Annotated in this window: 21 protein-coding genes and 1 tRNA gene; 9 read left to right on the top strand and 13 right to left on the bottom strand. The window is 62.2% G+C overall.

The genetic code is table 11. From position 1 onward, the window contains the following. Nucleotide 1: 1 nt before the first annotated feature. From ASG25_RS00100 to ASG25_RS00065, 8 genes are all read right to left on the bottom strand, one after another. Entirely contained in the window at nt 2–1,345 is a 1,344-nt protein-coding gene (locus ASG25_RS00100; RefSeq protein WP_244479281.1) for an MFS transporter, read from the bottom strand. A 10-nt stretch (nt 1,346–1,355) separates the two neighbouring features. Then, nucleotides 1,356–2,609 carry a cyclopropane-fatty-acyl-phospholipid synthase family protein gene (locus tag ASG25_RS00095; RefSeq protein ID WP_062467957.1) on the bottom strand — a complete coding sequence of 418 codons (1,254 nt, stop codon included), beginning with the start codon at nt 2,607–2,609 and terminating at the stop codon, nt 1,356–1,358. Nucleotides 2,610–2,650: 41 nt separating this feature from the next. Beyond that, complete coding sequence (locus ASG25_RS00090; protein ID WP_082475873.1) at nt 2,651–3,550, bottom strand: DUF1365 domain-containing protein; 900 nt, start codon at nt 3,548–3,550, stop codon at nt 2,651–2,653. Then, nucleotides 3,547–4,887, bottom strand: coding sequence for an FAD-dependent oxidoreductase (locus tag ASG25_RS00085; protein ID WP_062467955.1), 1,341 nt, complete (start codon nt 4,885–4,887; stop codon nt 3,547–3,549). The genes ASG25_RS00090 and ASG25_RS00085 overlap by 4 nt, the downstream gene beginning before the upstream one ends. Then, the gene (locus tag ASG25_RS00080; RefSeq protein WP_062467953.1) at nt 4,884–6,335 is read right to left on the bottom strand and encodes a deoxyribodipyrimidine photo-lyase; all 1,452 of its coding nucleotides are present in this window, start codon (nt 6,333–6,335) and stop codon (nt 4,884–4,886) included. Before ASG25_RS00080 ends, ASG25_RS00085 begins: the two co-directional genes overlap by 4 nt. Before the next feature lie 120 nt (nt 6,336–6,455). Next, nucleotides 6,456–6,731, bottom strand: a complete 276-nt coding sequence (locus ASG25_RS00075; protein WP_062471725.1) for a hypothetical protein — start codon at nt 6,729–6,731, stop codon at nt 6,456–6,458. 14 nt (nt 6,732–6,745) lie between these two features. Further along, the gene (locus ASG25_RS00070; RefSeq protein WP_062467951.1) at nt 6,746–6,928 is read right to left on the bottom strand and encodes a hypothetical protein; all 183 of its coding nucleotides are present in this window, start codon (nt 6,926–6,928) and stop codon (nt 6,746–6,748) included. A 135-nt stretch (nt 6,929–7,063) separates the two neighbouring features. Beyond that, nucleotides 7,064–7,138: transfer RNA gene (locus tag ASG25_RS00065), tRNA-Asn, on the bottom strand. Between the two features lie 351 nt (nt 7,139–7,489). Between ASG25_RS00065 and ASG25_RS00060 the strand changes: the two genes are divergently transcribed. Next, complete coding sequence (locus ASG25_RS00060; protein WP_244479334.1) at nt 7,490–7,720, top strand: hypothetical protein; 231 nt, start codon at nt 7,490–7,492, stop codon at nt 7,718–7,720. A gap of 60 nt (nt 7,721–7,780) precedes the next feature. On the opposite strand, the gene ASG25_RS00055 is transcribed toward ASG25_RS00060, so the two are convergent. Beyond that, nucleotides 7,781–8,134, bottom strand: a complete 354-nt coding sequence (locus tag ASG25_RS00055; protein WP_062467949.1) for a hypothetical protein — start codon at nt 8,132–8,134, stop codon at nt 7,781–7,783. A gap of 189 nt (nt 8,135–8,323) precedes the next feature. Here ASG25_RS00055 and ASG25_RS00050 point away from each other — a divergent pair, with 189 nt between their 5' ends. After that, nucleotides 8,324–8,542: a hypothetical protein gene (locus ASG25_RS00050; protein WP_062467947.1), complete on the top strand. Its 219-nt coding sequence runs from the start codon at nt 8,324–8,326 to the stop codon at nt 8,540–8,542. 35 nt (nt 8,543–8,577) lie between these two features. Here the strand turns inward: ASG25_RS00050 and ASG25_RS00045 are convergent, their stop codons facing one another. Next, nucleotides 8,578–9,213 (bottom strand): MarC family protein, encoded by a 636-nt coding sequence (locus ASG25_RS00045; protein ID WP_062467945.1) that lies wholly within the window; start codon nt 9,211–9,213, stop codon nt 8,578–8,580. 220 nt (nt 9,214–9,433) lie between these two features. Between ASG25_RS00045 and gyrA the strand changes: the two genes are divergently transcribed. After that, a complete protein-coding gene (gyrA, locus tag ASG25_RS00040; protein WP_062467943.1) occupies nt 9,434–12,253 on the top strand; it encodes a DNA gyrase subunit A in 2,820 nt (939 codons plus the stop codon). A 117-nt stretch (nt 12,254–12,370) separates the two neighbouring features. Here gyrA and ASG25_RS22460 read toward each other — a convergent pair whose 3' ends face one another. Continuing rightward, nucleotides 12,371–12,511: a hypothetical protein gene (locus ASG25_RS22460; RefSeq protein WP_156379901.1), complete on the bottom strand. Its 141-nt coding sequence runs from the start codon at nt 12,509–12,511 to the stop codon at nt 12,371–12,373. Nucleotides 12,512–12,553: 42 nt separating this feature from the next. Here ASG25_RS22460 and ASG25_RS22455 point away from each other — a divergent pair, with 42 nt between their 5' ends. The 6 genes from ASG25_RS22455 to tgt all read left to right on the top strand — a co-directional run bounded on the left by ASG25_RS22455 (nt 12,554) and on the right by tgt (nt 16,778). After that, on the top strand, nt 12,554–12,742 hold the full coding sequence (locus tag ASG25_RS22455; protein WP_156379900.1) for a hypothetical protein: 189 nt from the start codon (nt 12,554–12,556) through the stop codon (nt 12,740–12,742). Nucleotides 12,743–12,825: 83 nt separating this feature from the next. After that, nucleotides 12,826–13,323 (top strand): pantetheine-phosphate adenylyltransferase, encoded by a 498-nt coding sequence (gene coaD, locus ASG25_RS00035; protein WP_062467941.1) that lies wholly within the window; start codon nt 12,826–12,828, stop codon nt 13,321–13,323. Nucleotides 13,324–13,389: 66 nt separating this feature from the next. Next, nucleotides 13,390–13,956 (top strand): peptidylprolyl isomerase, encoded by a 567-nt coding sequence (locus ASG25_RS00030; protein WP_062467938.1) that lies wholly within the window; start codon nt 13,390–13,392, stop codon nt 13,954–13,956. Nucleotides 13,957–13,983: 27 nt separating this feature from the next. Next, nucleotides 13,984–14,493 carry a peptidylprolyl isomerase gene (locus tag ASG25_RS00025; RefSeq protein ID WP_062467936.1) on the top strand — a complete coding sequence of 170 codons (510 nt, stop codon included), beginning with the start codon at nt 13,984–13,986 and terminating at the stop codon, nt 14,491–14,493. Nucleotides 14,494–14,571: 78 nt separating this feature from the next. Beyond that, nucleotides 14,572–15,651 (top strand): tRNA preQ1(34) S-adenosylmethionine ribosyltransferase-isomerase QueA, encoded by a 1,080-nt coding sequence (gene queA / locus ASG25_RS00020; RefSeq protein ID WP_062467934.1) that lies wholly within the window; start codon nt 14,572–14,574, stop codon nt 15,649–15,651. Continuing rightward, nucleotides 15,648–16,778 (top strand): tRNA guanosine(34) transglycosylase Tgt, encoded by a 1,131-nt coding sequence (tgt, locus tag ASG25_RS00015; protein ID WP_062467933.1) that lies wholly within the window; start codon nt 15,648–15,650, stop codon nt 16,776–16,778. Before queA ends, tgt begins: the two co-directional genes overlap by 4 nt. An 87-nt stretch (nt 16,779–16,865) precedes the next feature. On the opposite strand, the gene ASG25_RS00010 is transcribed toward tgt, so the two are convergent. Then, the gene (locus tag ASG25_RS00010; RefSeq protein WP_244475340.1) at nt 16,866–17,264 is read right to left on the bottom strand and encodes a DUF4864 domain-containing protein; all 399 of its coding nucleotides are present in this window, start codon (nt 17,262–17,264) and stop codon (nt 16,866–16,868) included. 240 nt (nt 17,265–17,504) lie between these two features. After that, nucleotides 17,505–17,862: IS30 family transposase (locus ASG25_RS00005; RefSeq protein ID WP_156466856.1), on the bottom strand; the 358-nt coding region annotated here is incomplete at its 5' end.

The raw sequence follows: 17,862 nt of genomic DNA, 5'->3' as shown, positions 1-17,862 counted from the left end.
CTCAGCTGCCGGGTACGATTGCTTCGCGTAGCTGACGCTGCATGCGCTCGTCCAGCGGAAATGTCCACATCAGCGCGATAGCGCAGAGCTTCAGGCCGACGGGCACCCAGGCATAGAGAACCGCCAGGGCGAACAGCGCTTCGGACGTGTTGCCGGCGCCCTTGCCCGGATCGAAGCCGGCAGCCGACAGGACCGGAAAGACGAGGCCGGCGCCGATGGCGAGCGACAGTTTCGTCGCAAGTCCCCAAGCCGCAAAGTAGAAGCCGCCTCGCTGCTCGCCGGAAACGGCCGTATCCGCGTCGATGACATCGGCTTGAATGGACGGTGGAAGCGCAAGGTCGAATCCGAGCAGGACGCCCGTGACCACGCAGATCGTGCCAAAGCCGTAGACGCTGCCGGGTGGCAGAAGGGGCGCCAGGAGAAAGACGGCACAGGCTGCAAGCATGGCAACAGCCCAAGCGCGGTGTTTGCCGAAGCGGCCGGCGCAGGCGCTGGCGATGGGGACACCGACAATGGCGCAGAGAAAATAGAGAAAAAGCAGCGGTCCCCGCATATCCGGCAGATCGAGCCTCGCCGAGACGAAATAGAGAAACAGCGTCGCCGGAATGCCGTTGGCAAGCCCGTTGAGAAAGTAAGCGAGGACCAAGCGCAGAAAAGGCTTGTTCGAGATGAGAAAGCGCAACGCTTCCGGCAGCGACAGACGGGTCCGTGTCCGGTTTTCAGGTTCCGGCACGATGAAAACAGTCAGGCTGCCAAGGACGAGCAGGCCGGCCCCGACGAGAATCCCGAGGACAGCCAGGCCTGACAGCCCCTTCTGCTCGAAGCCGATCGCGAAAGGCAGGACGATGGCGATCAGCGTGCCGAGCAGCGTGAAGGTCTCGCGGAACGCCGACAGCCGCGTGCGGCCGTGATAATCGCCGACGAGCTCCGCGCCCCAGGCGGAATAGGGCACCATCGCCATGGTAAAGCCGAGCGACACGACGCAGCCCCAGACGCCGAGCCAGCCTGCACCAGCCGTTTCCGCCGGCCAGTACAGCATGGTCGCGGCGAGGGCAGAGATGGGAAGCGACGTCAGGAACAGAAGGCGCCGACGGCCGAAGGCGGGATCCATGCGATCGGCGGCATAGCCGACCAGCGGGTCGGAAACCGCATCGAAGAGCCGGATGAGAAGGATGACCCATCCGGCCGTGGCAATCGGTACGCCGAGCGTCTCGGTGTAATAGGTCGGCACGAGCGAGTAGAGCGGAAGCCCCAGCGCCGCCAACGGTGCGGCGGGCAAGGCATAAGCCAGCAGGATGCGGACCGGAAGCCGCGCGTCCGCACGACCTGTGCCGGTATTCCGCACGTCCGACGGCTCATTCATAGACGACCTGTCGGACGTCAATGTTTTTTGCCCGAAATCCCGCCTCGCAGTAGAAGAGGTAGAATTCCCAGAGCCGCTTGAAGCGGAGGTCGAATCCGAGCGGTTCAATCTTCGGCCAGACCAACCAGAAGCGTTCACGCCATTCGGCGAGCGTGCGGGCGTAGTCCAGACCGAAGCCGAGGTCGCCGACCATCGTCAGCCCGACCTTGGAGCCGAGCGACACCAGATGTTCTCGTGTCGGCAGCATGCCGCCGGGAAAGACATATTTCTGAATGAAGTCGGGGTTGGCGCGATATTCGCGATAGGATTCAGGCTTGATGGTGATGATCTGCAGTCCCGCGCGACCGCCCGGCTTCAGGCATCGGCGAACCTGGGAGAAATAGGTCGGCCAGAATTTCTCACCGACAGCCTCGAACATCTCGATCGAGACGACCCTGTCATAGGTACCGGTCTCGTCGCGGTAGTCCTGAAACTTGATATCGACCTTGTCGGCAAGGCCGGCCTTCTCCATCCGGGCGCGGGCAAAATCCAGCTGCTCGCGGCTGATCGTCAAGCCCGTGACGCGGCAGCCGATTTCGCTCGCCGCATATTCGGCAAACCCGCCCCAGCCGCATCCGATTTCCAGCACATGGTCATTCGGGCCGATACCGGCGGCATCCGCCAAGGCCTTGTATTTCGCCCGCTGGGCCGACTGGAGATCGTTGGCGCCCGTCGTGTAGAGCGCCGAGGAGTATGTCATCGATGGATCGAGCCACTGCGCGTAGAAGGCATTTCCAAGATCATAATGGGCGGAGATATTCCGCTTGGAGCCCGCCTTCGTGTTGGCGTTCATCCAGTGACGCAGTTTCTCCACGAAGCGAAGCAATCCGCGGGCACCGTTTGGAAAATGACGGCCCATTTCGGCGTTGACAAGGAACAGCTCGAGAAAGGCGCCCACATCGGGGCTTTCCCAGTCGCCGTCCATATAGCTTTCCGCCACGCCGATGGTCCCGTTCGCCAAAGCGCGCTGCGGCAGGTTCCAGTTGTGCAGCGTCACCGCCGCATTTGGCCCTGGCGCGCGTCCCTTGATCACGAAGGTCCGGCCGTCCGGCAGCGTCAGGCGCAGGCAACCGGCCTCCATGTGGACCAGGCCGCGAAGTACCATCTGAGCCTTCGCAGGCAAGCCTTTAATGAAACGAGAAATATTGTCCTTGGACAACATCTCTGCGGGCGATTTTTCATCGCGCCATGTCTCAGCTGAACACATCGCACAACCTTTCGGCTAACATCTACTTACACAAAATAGCCTTATTCGGCTGGGCTGCAAGTCTCGGAGTGGGTGGTGGACCGCGACGAAAACCGGCGATTTTCCGGCGCGTCACGACGGATGTCGTCGGGCCAGACACTGACCGGTGAAGGCGGCGAAGGCCGCGCAACATAGCGGGCGCCCTTCCACCACAGCTTGGCCGCCTCCCAATGAATGCCGGCAACGATCTTCAGGGTGAGATGCGGGATGCGCCCGACGAGACGGCAGATATTGGCCGTCGTCAGCGGCATGGCCTGCCCGGAGAAGGTGGCAGACAGCACAGGCCCCTCGGCATCCGTTTCGAGAATGCGCCAGCGGATGATCTCGCCGGGTGGAACCATGCGAAAACGGTAGCGCATCGCCATCGGCATGAACGGCGAGACGTAGAAAACCTTGTCGCATTCCTGGCGCACCCCGGCTTCGCTCACCTGTCCATCCGACACGGGGCAGACATAGGTATGCCGTTCTCCGAAGGTGTTGCGAACCTCGTAGACGAGGGCCACGAGCGCATTGCTCGCGTCATAGGCATAGTAGACTGCGAGAGGATTGAAGACCCAACCGAGGATCCGCGGATAGCAGACGAGCAGCACGCGGGCCGCCGGTTGCGCAATGCCGGCCTCCCGGAGAAGACCATCGACATAGGTGCGGAGGGGAAGGTCGCGTTGCCCGGAATGATCGCTCTGGTGAAACGACAGGAGGTTGCGGCGATCCACGGAAAAGACGCGGCTCAGCGTGTCCGCCGCGTCCAGCCTGTCCAGGTCCACCAGCAGCGAGAAGACGTCATAGGAAAACCTGTGTCCCAGCGGCTTCATCCGCTGGTGCATGACACTCCCGACATAGAGCAGCGCCGCTTGCGTCGGCGGGCCGTGCAGGCGTCCGTCTTCTTGGGGCCGATCGGTCATTCCGCAGCTTCGGCGAAGACAGGAGCCGATGCAAGGCGCCAGGGGATCACGCCGCCGAGCGCTTCGGCTGCGGCAAGCCCCGATGACAGCCCATCTTCATGAAACCCGTAGCCCGTCCAGGCGCCGGCGAAGTACGTCCCGTTGTCGCCCTGGATCGCCGCCAAGCGCCGTTGCGCCTCGACGGAACCGGCGTCGAACTGTGGATGGTCGTAGGTGAATTCGGCGAAGACGAGACGCGGATCCGGTTCGCGTTCCGGGTTCAGCGTCACGAAGAGCGGGCAGGCGGGGTCGATCGCCTGGAGGCTGTTCATCCAGTAGGTCACCGCCACCTGCGTGTCTGAACCCGGGCGTGAGGAACGCAGGTAGTTCCAGGACGCCCAGACCTTCTTGCGCTTGGGCATCAGGGCCGGATCCCGATGCAAGACGACCCGATTGGGTTTGTAGGGCACCGCTTCGAGAACCGAGCGTTCCTGCGGCGTCGCATCGGCGAGGATGGCCAATGCCTGATCGGAATGCGAGGCGATCACGACCTTGTCGTAGACGCGCATCGTTCCGTCGGCCTCCGTCACATGAACCTTGCGCCCGTCGCGACGAATCGTACGGATGCCGCAGCCAAGCTTCAGGCGATCGCCGAGCGGCGCCAGCAGTTTGTCGAGATAGACGCGGCTGCCGCCGGTCACGGTGCGCCACGGGTGCGGTGTTGCGTAGACGAGGCGGTGGTTGTCGAAAAACTGAATGAAGTGTTCCGCCGGGAATTCGAGCATCTTAGCGGCCGGCGCCGACCAGATCGCAGCCGCCATCGGCAGCAGATAGTTGTTGGTGAAGCCGGGCGAAAAGCGGCGCCAATCGAGATAGTCGCCGATCGACATTTCCGACAGTCGGCCCGCATCGCGGTCCACGAGGCAGATCTTGTTGAAGCGCAGGATTTCCCGCAGCATCAGCAGGAAGGACGGGCGCAGCATATTGCGCTTCTGGGCAAAAAGGCCACTGAAAGGGCCGCCTCGCCATTCGAGCGCGCCATGGTCCAGCGACAGGGAAAAGCTCATGCTGCTCGGCAGGGTCTCGACATCGAGCTCCGCAAACAGCGCCTTCAGATTGGGATAGTTCGGCTCGTTGTAAACGATGAAGCCGGTGTCGACGGCGATGCGTCGACCATCGTAGTCGACCTCGACGGTCGCCGTGTGCCCGCCGGGCCGCTCGGCCTTTTCATAAAGGGTGACGTCGTGAACGTCGCGCAGAGCCCATGCGGCCGAACTGCCGGAGATGCCGGAACCGATCACGGCGATCGACAGTCTTCCATTCGTTCCAGAGATGCTGGCGGGAAGGATAGGGGTCATGCGGCATCCTTGATATTGCGGTAGGCGGCAAGCGCGCGATCGCGCGCCTTGGCATGGTCGACGATCGGTTTCGGATAGGTTTTGCCCAGTGTGACGCCGGCTTTGGCGAGCACAGCGGCGGGTGCGTCGAATGGATGATGGATCCAGTCGTTCGGCATGTCCGCCAGTTCGGGCACGTGTTCGCGCACATAAAGCCCGTCACTGTCGAACTTCTCGCCCTGCGTGATGGGATTGAACACGCGGAAGAATGGCGATGCATCGGCTCCGCAGCCGGCGACCCACTGCCAGTTCATTGCATTGCTGGCGGGGTCGGCATCGACGAGCGTATCGCGGAACCAACGCTCGCCGCGCTTCCAGTCGATCAGAAGGTCTTTTACGAGGAACGAACCGACGATCATGCGAACGCGATTGTGCATGGTCCCGAAGCGCCAGAGTTCCCGCATGCCGGCATCGACGATCGGGAAACCGGTCCGTCCCCTGGTCCAGCTTTCAAAGTCCTTATCGCCGGTGCTCCATCCGAGCCTGTCATACTTCCGATTGAGACTCTCGGTGGGCATGTCAGGGTTGTGGAACAGGAGATGATAGGCGAATTCCCGCCAGACGAGCTCCTTGCGAAACGTGATGACGTCCGCGGACTCTGCCTGAGAAAGCCCACGCGTTGCGTGCCAAATGCGGGCAGGGGAGATTTCGCCCATCGCAAGATGCGGAGACAGACGTGAGGTTCCCGCCTCCCACGTCCGTTCGCGCGAGGCGCGATAACCGCGGATGGTGCTTTCGGTGAAGTCCTCGAGTTTCTCGAGCGCAGACGCTTCGCCCGGCACCCACCGCTGCGAGAAGTCGTCGGCCCATGTGCGCTTCGGAAGCAGGTTCCAGGCGTCGAGCGGCTCCGAGGAGGGGAACCGCGATGGCGCGGGAAGGGTCTCCGGCGCGTCGATCGGTTCGTCGGGCTCGCCTCCTGCTTCCACCGCGCGCCAGAACGGGGTGTAGACCCGATACGGTCCGCCTGTCTTCGTCTTCACGCGGGATGGTTCATGCAGGAGAAAGCCGGAGAAGCTCGCGGCCTCGATCCCATCGGACGAAAGCGCCTCCTTCAGTGCGGTGTCGATGGCGATGCCGGCCGGATCGTATCGCCTGTTCCAGAAGATGGCGGAGGCGCCGGTCTCCTCGACGATCCGGCGAAGAACCGTTTCCGCATTGCCGCTGCGAAGAACGAGGCGCGTGCCCCGCTTCTCGATCTGCTCGGACAGAGATGTCAGCGAGTGATGCAGCCACCAGGCCTGCGCTTCGCCCAGCGGACCGGTCTCCGCGTTGTCTTCGCGGATATAGAGGGCAATGACCGGACGGCCGGCTTCTGCTGCGGAGGCCAGCGCACGGTTGTCGTCCGTCCGGAGGTCCTTGCGAAACCATACGATAATGGGGGCTTCGCCCCGGTGATGCACGTCGTCCATCTTGACCCGTCTATGTCCTTTGGCGGTCTTACGGCCAAGGACGAGATGTGGATCAAGAAGGTTTCAAAAACATGCGCATGCCGGCTGCGACGCAGCTGTGCCAGCCAAATAACCGCGGTGTCAGCAGGCAAATCCGATGCTGCCCGATGACGACAGGCGGGAGCGCCGCAGCAGGGTGAGGGATCTGTCGGTTTCGACGCGGTACGTCTCGATCGCCGGGCACCCCATCTCGTCGGTGACCTGGTTTGTGAAGGTGCTTCCGACCGGCGCCTTTGTCAGCTTCGTCCGCGGCTGATGTCCGCCATAGGTGATACTGCCGGGGATCGGCTCTACACGAACGGGTGCACAAGAGGTGAGCGCGACCATAAGGCCCGTCACGACGATCCCTGTCCTTATCATGGTGCGCATCTTCAGACCGCGCCGCCCGTAACCGGATTGACGGCAGGCCGGTCGCTCTCATCGCCGATCTCTTCAGGTTTGGCGAAGGTCGGGGCGATCGAGGGACTTTCGCTCGACGTCTCATCGCCGGCGGTCGGCAGGATGTCGCGCGGCTTTGCCTGCTCTGGCGTTGAAAGCTGATCCTGGCTGGTCATGGGTATATCTCCGTTTCCACCGCAAACACCCGGCCGGATCGGGAGTTCCAGGGCGGTATGACAGTCGCGGAGCGGTGTGGAGAAGGGTGCGGTAGATTTGCGGCGATGCCGCATGCCATGTTCATCAAGTGAAAATGGCTCCCCGGGCCGGATTCGAACCGGCGACCTGTCGATTAACAGTCGAATGCTCTACCGCTGAGCTACCAGGGAACATCTGCGCTGCAGAAGTGAGGCTGCTAATACGGATGCTTTTTCGATTTGCCAAGCGCTTTTTTCAAAAAAGCACGTTGCGCTGTGGACAAAGCGATCGACGAGGCACACCTGAGGGACGAAGCGGACGACAACGGTCGTCCGATGGCAGAGCAGCCGGAATGGAGAGAGATGAACGAGCTTGAAGCAGTTGCAGGCCCGGCAGACGATGACAACGCGGCCAAGCCTCAAGGATCCGGACAGGATCGTTCGCCGCAGGCTGGCGGGCGGCGTGCAGAGAGAGCCCGGACCCACGAAGGCTCCATTCCGCCACGACGTCACGGACCTCAGATCTCGGTCGGGTCCTGGCATATGCCGCTGCCTCGGCAAAAATGGCTGCGGGTCCTCATCGGATGCCTGCTGGTCGTCTTCGGTCTTCTCGGGTTTCTTCCGATTCTCGGATTCTGGATGGTGCCGCTTGGCCTTGTCGTGCTTTCCCATGATTCCGCGTTCATCCGCCGCAAGCGCCGCCGGACGGCCGTCTGGTGGGAGCGGCGCAAGCGGGCGAAAGCTGCGGCAAAGGCGTCTGCTGTATCTAAATAGGATGAATATACAAAAAAGGCCGGGCAAAAACCCGGCCTTTCCAATAGGAGCGAAGCTCGATTATCCGTTGGTCGTCCCGGTCTGGGGCGTCGGATCGCGATCGGTCGGGGCCGGCTGCATCGGTTCGCCATTGGCCGGCGTATTGTCGATCGTCCCCTGATTGGCGGGCGTTGCCTGGCCATTCTGGACCGGCTCCGATTGCTGGCGATCGGTGGCCGCATCATTGTCGGTGTTCTCGCCGAACATCTCCGCTGCGCCCCAGGCGATCAGAGCAAGGAACAGGCCGCCGACCAGAACCATCAGGACCGGACGTCCAACGCCGCCCTGCCGCGCTTCCGTCGGGTTCACGGTCACCGTCTTGTTCAGTTCCTGCGTCGATCTGACGTCGCCGCGCTCGTCCAGAATTTTGGCCATGTTCGCCTCCTTGGGTCCGGAGCGATGACGCGCTCCTCGGGTTCTCGCAAAGAGCAACGGACAGGGGGGCCGGAAGTTCCCGTGGCACGGCCGCCAGCTCCCAAGCCGTATGGCTTTCCGCGATTCCGTGCTATGATTCATCAGCAGCCGTTGAGGAGCGACTGCGTCGGTATGAGCGGGAGGAACGCCATGCATTACAATGTTCAATTTTTCACCTGGACACCGCGCGACGGTGTTCACCAGGTGGGCAAGATGGTCGAGGTCGATGCCGTCAACGCCAAGCTGGCGGCGACATCCCTGCTCGGTCTGCGCCTGGGTGAATGCGGCGAGGCGAGTCGGCTTGCGGCCCGTGTCTGGGCTGCCGAGGATGCTGCGAAGGCAGACTGCGTCTGCTTTTTCTACCAGTAGCCTTAGCCGAGGTGATCGCCCTATCGGTGAACAGCTTAGATCTTGAGCGCGAAGGCTGAGCTCACCCCGTCCACGACGAACTGAACGGCCAGCGCGGCAAGGATGACGCCGAGCAGGCGCGTGAGGATGGCGCGCCCTGTCTGACCGAGGAACCGGTCGATCCGCTCGGCGATCACGAGGGCTGCAAACAGGATCGCAATGCAGACAGCGATGACGAGGATGAGCTGCAATCGTCCGAAGGTGCCGGGATTGTCGCCCGCCAGAAGAATGGTCGCGGAAATCGCGCCGGGTCCTGCAATGAGCGGCAGCGCCAGCGGGAAGACGGCGATATTCTCGATGTGGTCCCGAAGGGTGGCCGTCTCCCCGGTCTTCTCCTTCCGCTCGTTGCGCTTTTCGAAGATCATCTCAAAGGCGATCCAGAACAGGAGAAGGCCGCCGGCGATGCGGAACGCGCCAATGGAGATGCCGAGCAGCCCAAGGATGCTGTCTCCGAACAGCGCGAAGACGGAGAGGATACAGAAGGCGATCAGGCTGCCGCGAGAGGCGACCTGCTTGCGCTCGCTCCTGCTCATCCCGGCGGTGAGGCTCAGGAAGATCGGGGCGAGGCCGGGGGGATCGATCGTCACGAGGATCGTGGTCAGCGCGTTGATCAGAAGGTCGGTATCGGGCATGCCGCTCTCCGGTGCGCGTCACGCGCGGGCGGTCAGTTAGTCTCAAGCAGCGTGAAGGGTAAAGGGGCAGGGCCCGGAAGCCCCAAGTTTACCTTGGAAAGCGGCTCTTTTGCTGCCAGAAAGACAGAAGACTGTTCACAACTCCCTGCGGAAATTGGCTTATGGGCGCTGTGTCGATTATATATAGCCCTCTGATTCTGACCAACGATCGTGACCCAAATTGACTGAGCAAACACCTCCCGGCGGCGGCAAGAACCCACCAGGCATCGAGCCCATTTCCATCATCGAGGAAATGCAGCGCTCCTACCTCGATTACGCGATGAGCGTCATCGTCAGCCGTGCGCTCCCCGATGTTCGCGACGGCCTGAAGCCGGTCCACAGGCGCATCCTGTTCGGCATGAGCGAGCTTGGGATCGACTGGAACAAGAAATACGTCAAATGCGCCCGCGTCACCGGGGACGTGATGGGTAAGTATCACCCGCACGGCAACCTCGCGATTTACGACGCGCTCGCCCGCATGGCGCAGCCCTGGTCGCTTCGCCTGCCGCTCATCGACGGGCAGGGCAATTTCGGCTCCATCGACGGCGATCCGCCGGCAGCCGAACGCTACACCGAGTGCCGCCTGCAGAAGGCAGCCCATGCGCTGCTCGACGATCTCGACAAGGAAACCGTCGATTTTCGCGACAACTATGACGGCACCCTGTCGGAGCCGGTCGTCGTCCCCGCCAAGTTCCCCAACCTCCTCGTCAATGGCGCAGGCGGCATTGCGGTCGGTATGGCGACGAACATCCCGCCACACAACCTCTCCGAAGTCGTCACCGGCTGCATTGCGCTGATCGACGATCCGGCGCTCGAACTGCCGCAGTTGATGGAAATCATCCCCGGACCGGACTTCCCGACCGGTGCCATGATCATGGGGCGTTCCGGCATCCGCTCGGCCTACGAGACGGGCCGCGGCTCGGTCATCATGCGCGGCAAGGCGCATATCGAGCCGATGCGCAACGATCGCGAAATGATCATCGTTACCGAGGTTCCCTATCAGGTGAACAAGGCGACGATGATCGAGAAGATGGCCGAACTCGTGCGCGACAAGCGCATCGAAGGCATTTCGGATCTGCGCGACGAGAGCGACCGCCAGGGCTATCGCGTCGTCATCGAGCTGAAGCGCGACGCCAATGCCGAGGTCATCCTCAACCAGCTCTATCGCTACACGCCGCTGCAGACGTCCTTCGGCTGCAACATGGTGGCGCTGAATGGCGGCAAGCCGGAGCAGATGACGCTGCTCGACATGCTGCGCGCCTTCGTCGCGTTCCGCGAGGAGGTCGTCAGCCGTCGGACGAAGTATCTGCTGCGCAAGGCGCGCGAACGGGCCCATGTGCTGGTCGGTCTCGCCATTGCTGTCGCCAACATCGACGAGATCATCAAGCTTATCCGGGAGGCGCCGGATCCGGCGACGGCACGCGAACAGCTGATGACACGCCGCTGGCCGGCGCATGACGTCGACTCGCTGATCCGACTGATCGACGATCCGCGCCACAAGATCAACGAGGACGGAACCTACAATCTGTCCGAGGAGCAGGCGCGCGCCATCCTCGAGCTCCGCCTTGCCCGTCTGACGGCGCTCGGCCGCGACGAGATCGGCGACGAACTGAACAAGATCGGCGCTGAGATCAGCGACTATCTGGAAATCCTGGGTTCCCGCCTGAGGATCATGACGATCGTCAAGGATGAGCTTTCGGCCATCCGCGAGGAATTCGGCACGCCACGCCGCACGGAGATCGTCGAAGGCGGTCCCGACATGGACGACGAGGATCTGATCTCCCGCGAGGACATGGTCGTGACCGTGTCGCATCTCGGCTACATCAAGCGCGTGCCGTTGACGACCTACCGGGCGCAGCGTCGCGGCGGCAAGGGCCGTTCCGGCATGTCGACCCGCGACGAGGATTTCGTTACCCGCCTGTTCGTCGCCAACACGCACACGCCGGTCCTGTTCTTCTCCTCGCGCGGAATCGTCTACAAGGAAAAGGTCTGGCGCCTGCCGATCGGCACACCGACCTCGCGCGGGAAGGCCCTGATCAACATGCTGCCGCTCGAGCCGGGCGAACGCATCACGACGATCATGCCGCTGCCCGAAGACGAAGCCAGCTGGGCCAATCTCGACGTCATGTTCTCCACGACGCGCGGGACGGTTCGCCGGAACAAGTTGTCGGACTTCATCCAGGTCAACCGGAACGGCAAGATCGCGATGAAGCTGGAAGAGGACGGCGACGAGATTCTGTCCGTGGAAACCTGTACCGATCGCGACGATGTCCTTCTCACGACGGCGCTCGGCCAGTGCATCCGCTTCCCGGTGGACGATGTGCGCGTCTTTGCCGGCCGCAACTCGATCGGCGTGCGCGGCATCTCGCTCGGAAAGGATGATCGCATCATTTCCATGACGATCGTCAGCCACGTCGACGCCGAGCCGTGGGAGCGCGCCGCCTATATGAAGCGGGCATCCATCGAACGGCGTCTGGTCGGCGGGGAGGCTGTCGCCGGTGACGAGGACGAAATCGCCCTCGTCGGCGAAGAGGGTGCCGAGGTCGTCGGTGAACTGTCCCAGGAGCGCTTCGACGAACTGAAGGCGCAGGAACAGTTCGTTCTGACCGTGTCCGAGAAGGGCTATGGCAAGCGCTCGTCGACCTACGACTTCCGCACGTCGGGTCGTGGCGGCAAGGGCATCCGCGCTACGGATACGTCGAAGACGAACGAGATCGGTGTTCTCGTGGCGGCGTTCCCCGTGGAAGACGCGGACCAGATCATGCTCGTCTCCGACGGGGGACAACTGATCCGCGTTCCCGTGGGTGGCATTCGTCTCGCGAGCCGCGCCACCAAGGGCGTCACGATCTTCTCGACGGCGAAGGACGAGAAGGTCGTCTCGGTCGAGCGCATCAGCGAACCGGAGGATGACGAGGCGGCCGTCGCGATCATCGACGAACAGCTGGCACAGGATGCAACATCGTCTCAGACGCCGGATGCCGAGCCGCCGGTCTCCGAATAAGCCGACAGAGCGCTCGCTTTCGGCTGTAGGGTCAGAATAGCAAAAGCCGGACGGGAGGGAACCGTCCGGCTTTTTTGTATCCCGCAGCGCTGGAGGTCGCCTTGGGAGGAAACGGTGTCAGATCGAAAACCCTTCGCTGTGGCGACGGGAGGCCTGGATTGCCTCGCGGTCGCGCTTCAGCTGAAGAATGGTTTTCGTAAAATCGAACAGGAACACGATACTAATCACTGCCGACACGATCATCATGATAACGGCCATATCGCGCATCCTTATCTTGTAATGACAAACCGAGGAGCAGGCTTGGATTTCGAAAGAACTTCAGAGCGCATTGCATTCACCGTCGCGAAGATCATGGTGAAAAACATCATCATCGAAAACAGCATCAATCCCATGGCAGTCATCCTTTCTGCACCTTCAACGGGGCAGCGCGGAAAAAGGTTCCGCACGCTGTCACGATCTATTCTTGTCTCTACTGTCGCAGTGGCGTGACAGCGTGCAACGGCGAAGCATCAGTAGATCTTGCGCCGGTCTGGCGGGCATGACACAAGACTGCCGAAACGGAACACGGTGCGATGACGACAGCTTTCTACCCCGGCTCCTTCGATCCCATCACGAACGGGCATCTCGACATCCTCGCGCAGTCTCTGGCCGTGGTGCAGTCTCTTGTCGTTGCGATCGGCGTGCATCCCGGCAAGGCACCGCTGTTCTCCTTCGATGAACGCGCGACGCTGATCCGCCATGCTCTCGGGCAGGAACTGCCGGGCCGGAGTGACGATGTCACTGTCGTTTCGTTTGATGATCTCGCGGTTCGGGCGGCACGGCGCCATGGCGCGTCGATCCTGATCCGCGGACTGCGAGACGGCACGGACCTCGACTACGAGATGCAGATGGCCGGAATGAACCGCGAGATGGCGCCGGATGTCCAGACGGTCTTCATTCCCGCCGCAACCGCGTCGCGGCCCATAACCGCCACATTGGTCCGCCAGATCGCGGCCATGGGCGGCGATGTCGGCCCGTTCGTGCCGAAAGTGGTGGCTCAAGCGCTGGCAATTCGTTACGCGCAACGCTGACCTTGCCGCTTTCGACGCTATATCGATACAGCCACAGCAAAATCGCAGACGAAACACGGAGCCATCATGACATTCTTCAAGCTTGCCCTTGCAGGCGCAGTATCCCTGGCAATGCTCACCGGCGCGGCCGTCGCCCAGGCTAAGGACCTTCTGACGATCAACCTGAAAAGCGGGCCCGTCGTCATCGAACTGCTTCCCGAAATCGCCCCGAAGCACGTTGCGCGGATCAAGGAACTGGCCGCCGAAGGCGCCTATGACAACGTGGCGTTCCACCGCGTCATTCCCGGTTTCATGGCGCAGACCGGCGACGTCCAGTACGGCAACCTCGAAAAGAACTTCGAAGCCGGACGCGCCGGCATGGGCGGTTCATCCAAGCCCGATCTGCCTGCCGAATTCTCGAAGACGCCGTTCAAGCGCGGCACCGTCGGAATGGCACGCTCCCAGAGCCCGGACTCCGCGAACTCGCAGTTTTTCATCATGTTCGACGAGGGCTCGTTCCTCAATGGCCAGTATACCGTTGTCGGCCAGGTCGTCTCGGGCATGGAAAACGTCGACAAGATCAAGAAGGGCGAGGGCGAAAGCGGCGCCGTCACCAATCCCGACCGCATGATCAGCGTCAAGGTCGGCAAGTAACATCAGCATTCTTTGAAGGAGAAAAGCATGGCCGAGATCAAGGATCCGGAAAACACGATCATCATGGAAACGACCAAGGGACAGGTCGTGATCGAGCTGAAGCCCGATCTGGCGCCGGGTCACGTCGCGCGCATCAAGGAACTGGTCCAGGAAGGCGCCTATGATGGCGTCGTGTTCCATCGCGTCATCGAAGATTTCATGGCACAGACGGGTGACGTCCAGTTCGGCAAGCAGGGCGGCAAGGACTTCAATCCTGCCCGTGCCGGCATGGGCGGCTCGTCCAAGCCCGATCTGAAGGCGGAATTCTCCGCCACAAGCCACGTGCGGGGCACGTGCTCCATGGCGCGCAGCCAGATGCCGAACTCGGCCAACTCCCAGTTCTTCATCTGCTTCACGGACAGCCCCTGGCTGAACAAGCAGTACACGGTGTGGGGCCAGGTCATCGAGGGCATGGAGAACATCGACAAGATCAAGCGCGGCGAGCCCGTCAAGGATCCCGACAGCATCGTGTCGATGAAGATTGCCGCAAACGCCTGATCTGGGCTAGGACAGGGCCCGTCCGATCGCCCCTGCGGCTGTCGGGCGGGCCTTTTCCATTTTCAAGAAGTGCTTGCCATGCGTGTCGATCTCTTCAACTTCGATCTCCCGGACGACAACATCGCCTTGCGGCCGGCCAGCCCCCGGGACAGCGCCCGCATGCTCGTGGTGCGTCCGGGGCAATCGCTCGAACATGGCAGCGTGATTGATCTGCCGTCGTTTCTCGAGCCGGGTGATGCGCTCGTGTTCAACGACACGAAGGTGATCCCCGCGCAGCTTGAAGGCATCCGCTTTCGCGATGGTGCCACTGAACAGGCTGTCTCGACCACGCTTCACATGCGGATCGCGCCGGATCGCTGGAAGGCCTTCGCCCGGCCCGGCAAGCGTATCAAGCCGGGCGATCGGATCCGCTTCGGTCATGGCGGAGAAAGCTGCCTTCTCGGCGCGCTCGACGCGGTCGTCGAAGCAAAAACCGAAGGCGGGGAGGTGACGCTTGCGTTCGATCTGTCCGGTCCTGCCCTCGATGAGGCCATTGCCGTCGTCGGGCATATTCCGCTGCCGCCCTATATCGCCTCCAAGCGTCCGGAAGATATGAAGGACCGCGAAGACTATCAGACAGTCTACGCCCGCGAAGACGGCGCCGTCGCCGCACCGACGGCCGGACTGCACTTTACGGATCGACTTTTCGCCGCGCTGGACGCTCGCGGTGTCGAGCGCCACTTTGTCACGCTGCATGTCGGCGCCGGAACCTTTCTGCCGGTCAAGGCCGACGACACCGATGACCACACGATGCATCAGGAGATCGGTCATGTCTCCGCCGAGGTTGCCGAACGCCTGAACGCCACGCGGGCGAGGGGCGGGCGCATTGTCTGCGTCGGCACGACCTCGCTTCGCCTGCTCGAGAGTGCAGCGTCGGAGGACGGACACATCGCGCCGTGGTCGGGGCCGACCGGCATCTTCATCACGCCGGGCTACCGGTTCCGCGCCGTCGATATCCTGATGACCAATTTCCATCTGCCGAAATCGACGCTGTTCATGCTCGTCTCCGCCTTTTCGGGGCTCGACACCATGCGCAGCGCCTATACTGCGGCCATCGCGGATGGCTACCGCTTCTACTCCTATGGCGATGCCAGCCTGCTTTTCCGGAACAGCCCATGACAGAGACATTCCAGTTTACCGTGACCGCGACCGACGGCAAGGCGCGTCGCGGCGCGGTGTCCATGCCGCGCGGCACCGTTCGCACACCCGCCTTCATGCCGGTTGGCACCGTCGGCACCGTGAAGGCGATGTATCTCGATCAGGTGAAGGATCTCGGGGCTGATATCATTCTCGGCAACACCTATCACTTGATGCTGCGCCCGGGCCCGGAACGGGTGGCGCGTCTCGGTGGACTGCATGACCTCATTCGCTGGCAGGGCCCGATCCTCACGGACAGCGGCGGCTTTCAGGTCATGTCGCTTTCCGGCCTGCGCAAGCTGGACGAACAGGGTGTGACCTTCAAGAGCCACGTCGATGGCGCCCTGCACCATATGTCGCCCGAACGGTCTATCGAGATCCAGGGCCTGCTCGGCAGCGATATCCAGATGCAGCTCGACGAATGTATTCGTCTGCCTGCCGAACCACGCGAGATCGAGCGCGCCATGGAAATGTCGCTGCGCTGGGCCGACCGGTGCAAGACCGCCTTCGGCGATCAGCCGGGCAAGGCAATGTTCGGCATCGTTCAGGGCGGCGACAACCCGGATCTGCGTGTACGCTCGGCGCGGGCACTGGCGGGCCTCGACCTCAAGGGCTATGCGGTCGGTGGCCTTGCCGTGGGCGAACCCCAGGCCGTCATGCTCGACATGCTGGACACGACCTGCCCGGAACTGCCTGTCGAAAAGCCGCGGTATCTCATGGGCGTCGGGACACCCGACGATATCCTCAAATCGGTCGCCCGCGGCATCGACATGTTCGACTGCGTGATGCCCACCCGTTCCGGGCGTCACGGCCTCGCCTTCACGCGTCGTGGACGCATCAACCTGCGCAATGCCCGCCACGCAGAGGACATGCGTCCGCTGGACGAACACTCCACGTGCCCTGCCGCACGCGACTATTCGCGCGCCTATCTCCACCACCTCGTTCGCGCCAATGAATCGCTCGGCGGCATGCTCCTGACCTGGAACAACCTGTCCTACTACCAGGACCTGATGGCCGGTATCCGCCAGGCGATCGAGGAAGGCCGCTATGCTGATTTCATGGCCGAAACGCAGGACGAATGGGCGAGGGGTGATCTCGCGCCGGTCTGAAAAGATGAAACGCACGGCCCGGTCGGGCCGTGCCCGGACATCATGCCGAGGCTCACCGATCTGGCGTGTCGCGGCCGTGACGTCGCATCAGATTTCCGGGCCCGGCGCTTGCTGCAGCATCTGCACGCCGTTGATCTTGTAGCTCCCGTCCGGTTGGAGCGTCAGAGAATACAGCGCCGTCCAGTCCTTGCCGTCAGGCCCGGAAATCAGAACCTCCTGCACGACCGTGGTCCCGTCCACCTTGCTCCGCCCATAGGCATAATTCCCCGGACGGTAGACGGGACGGTAACCGCGTTTCACCATCTCGAAAAACAAGGCCTCGCTCGGAAACAGCCCCTTGATCTGCGGCGAAGCAAAGGAATAGGCCTTGGCTGCATCATCGTTGAGAAAAGCTTCGATCTGCTGTCCAATTACGGACCGCGCCGTGTCCACCGGCTCGGCTGCCAGCCCTTGGGAGGCCGACACCAAGACCACAGCAAACCCCATCCCCAAAGCCGCACGCCTCATCGCCATCCTCCATCGCCGATCGGTCGGCATAGCTTACGCTGAACGCGATGAAAGGGAAGCGCGGCGGTGGTGATGTGCTGACAGCGCCGTTCGATCATTCCCGTCCGCTTGTCACGGCGTTTTCAAACGAGGGGAAGCGTAGCACTCTACCTTCGCAGGACCAGAACACTTCCATGTCGCGGTGCTGGTTCCAGCTTGAATGCAACGCTACCTCGAAAGCTACACGCATTGCCTTTCCAGAGCCAATAGATGTCTGCTGAACATCTCCCTTGGCGCTTGAAATCCCAGGCACCTGCGCGGCGTGTCATTCAGCCGGTCACACAAGGAACGGATCTCCTGATTGCTGACATCCAGCACGATCGTTTCCGGCGGCAGGTATCGTCGAACACGCTTGTTTGTGTTCTCGACCGTGCCCTTCTGCCATGGCGCCTGGGGGTCGCAGAACCAGGCGGTCGTTCCCATGCCGTGCTCGAGCTCGCGCCATGATACGAACTCCAACCCTCGATCGAATGTCAGGCTTTGCCTGGCTTGGAGGGGCAGGGGTGCCAGATGCCGGATCAACTGGCTCATGATCGGT

Origin of the sequence: Rhizobium sp. Leaf384 (genome assembly GCF_001424065.1) — a bacterium.
Taxonomy (GTDB): Bacteria; Pseudomonadota; Alphaproteobacteria; order Rhizobiales; family Rhizobiaceae; genus Ferranicluibacter.
The sequence above is the reverse complement of the archived record's forward strand: the minus strand, read 5'-3'. Positions and strand labels throughout refer to the sequence as shown.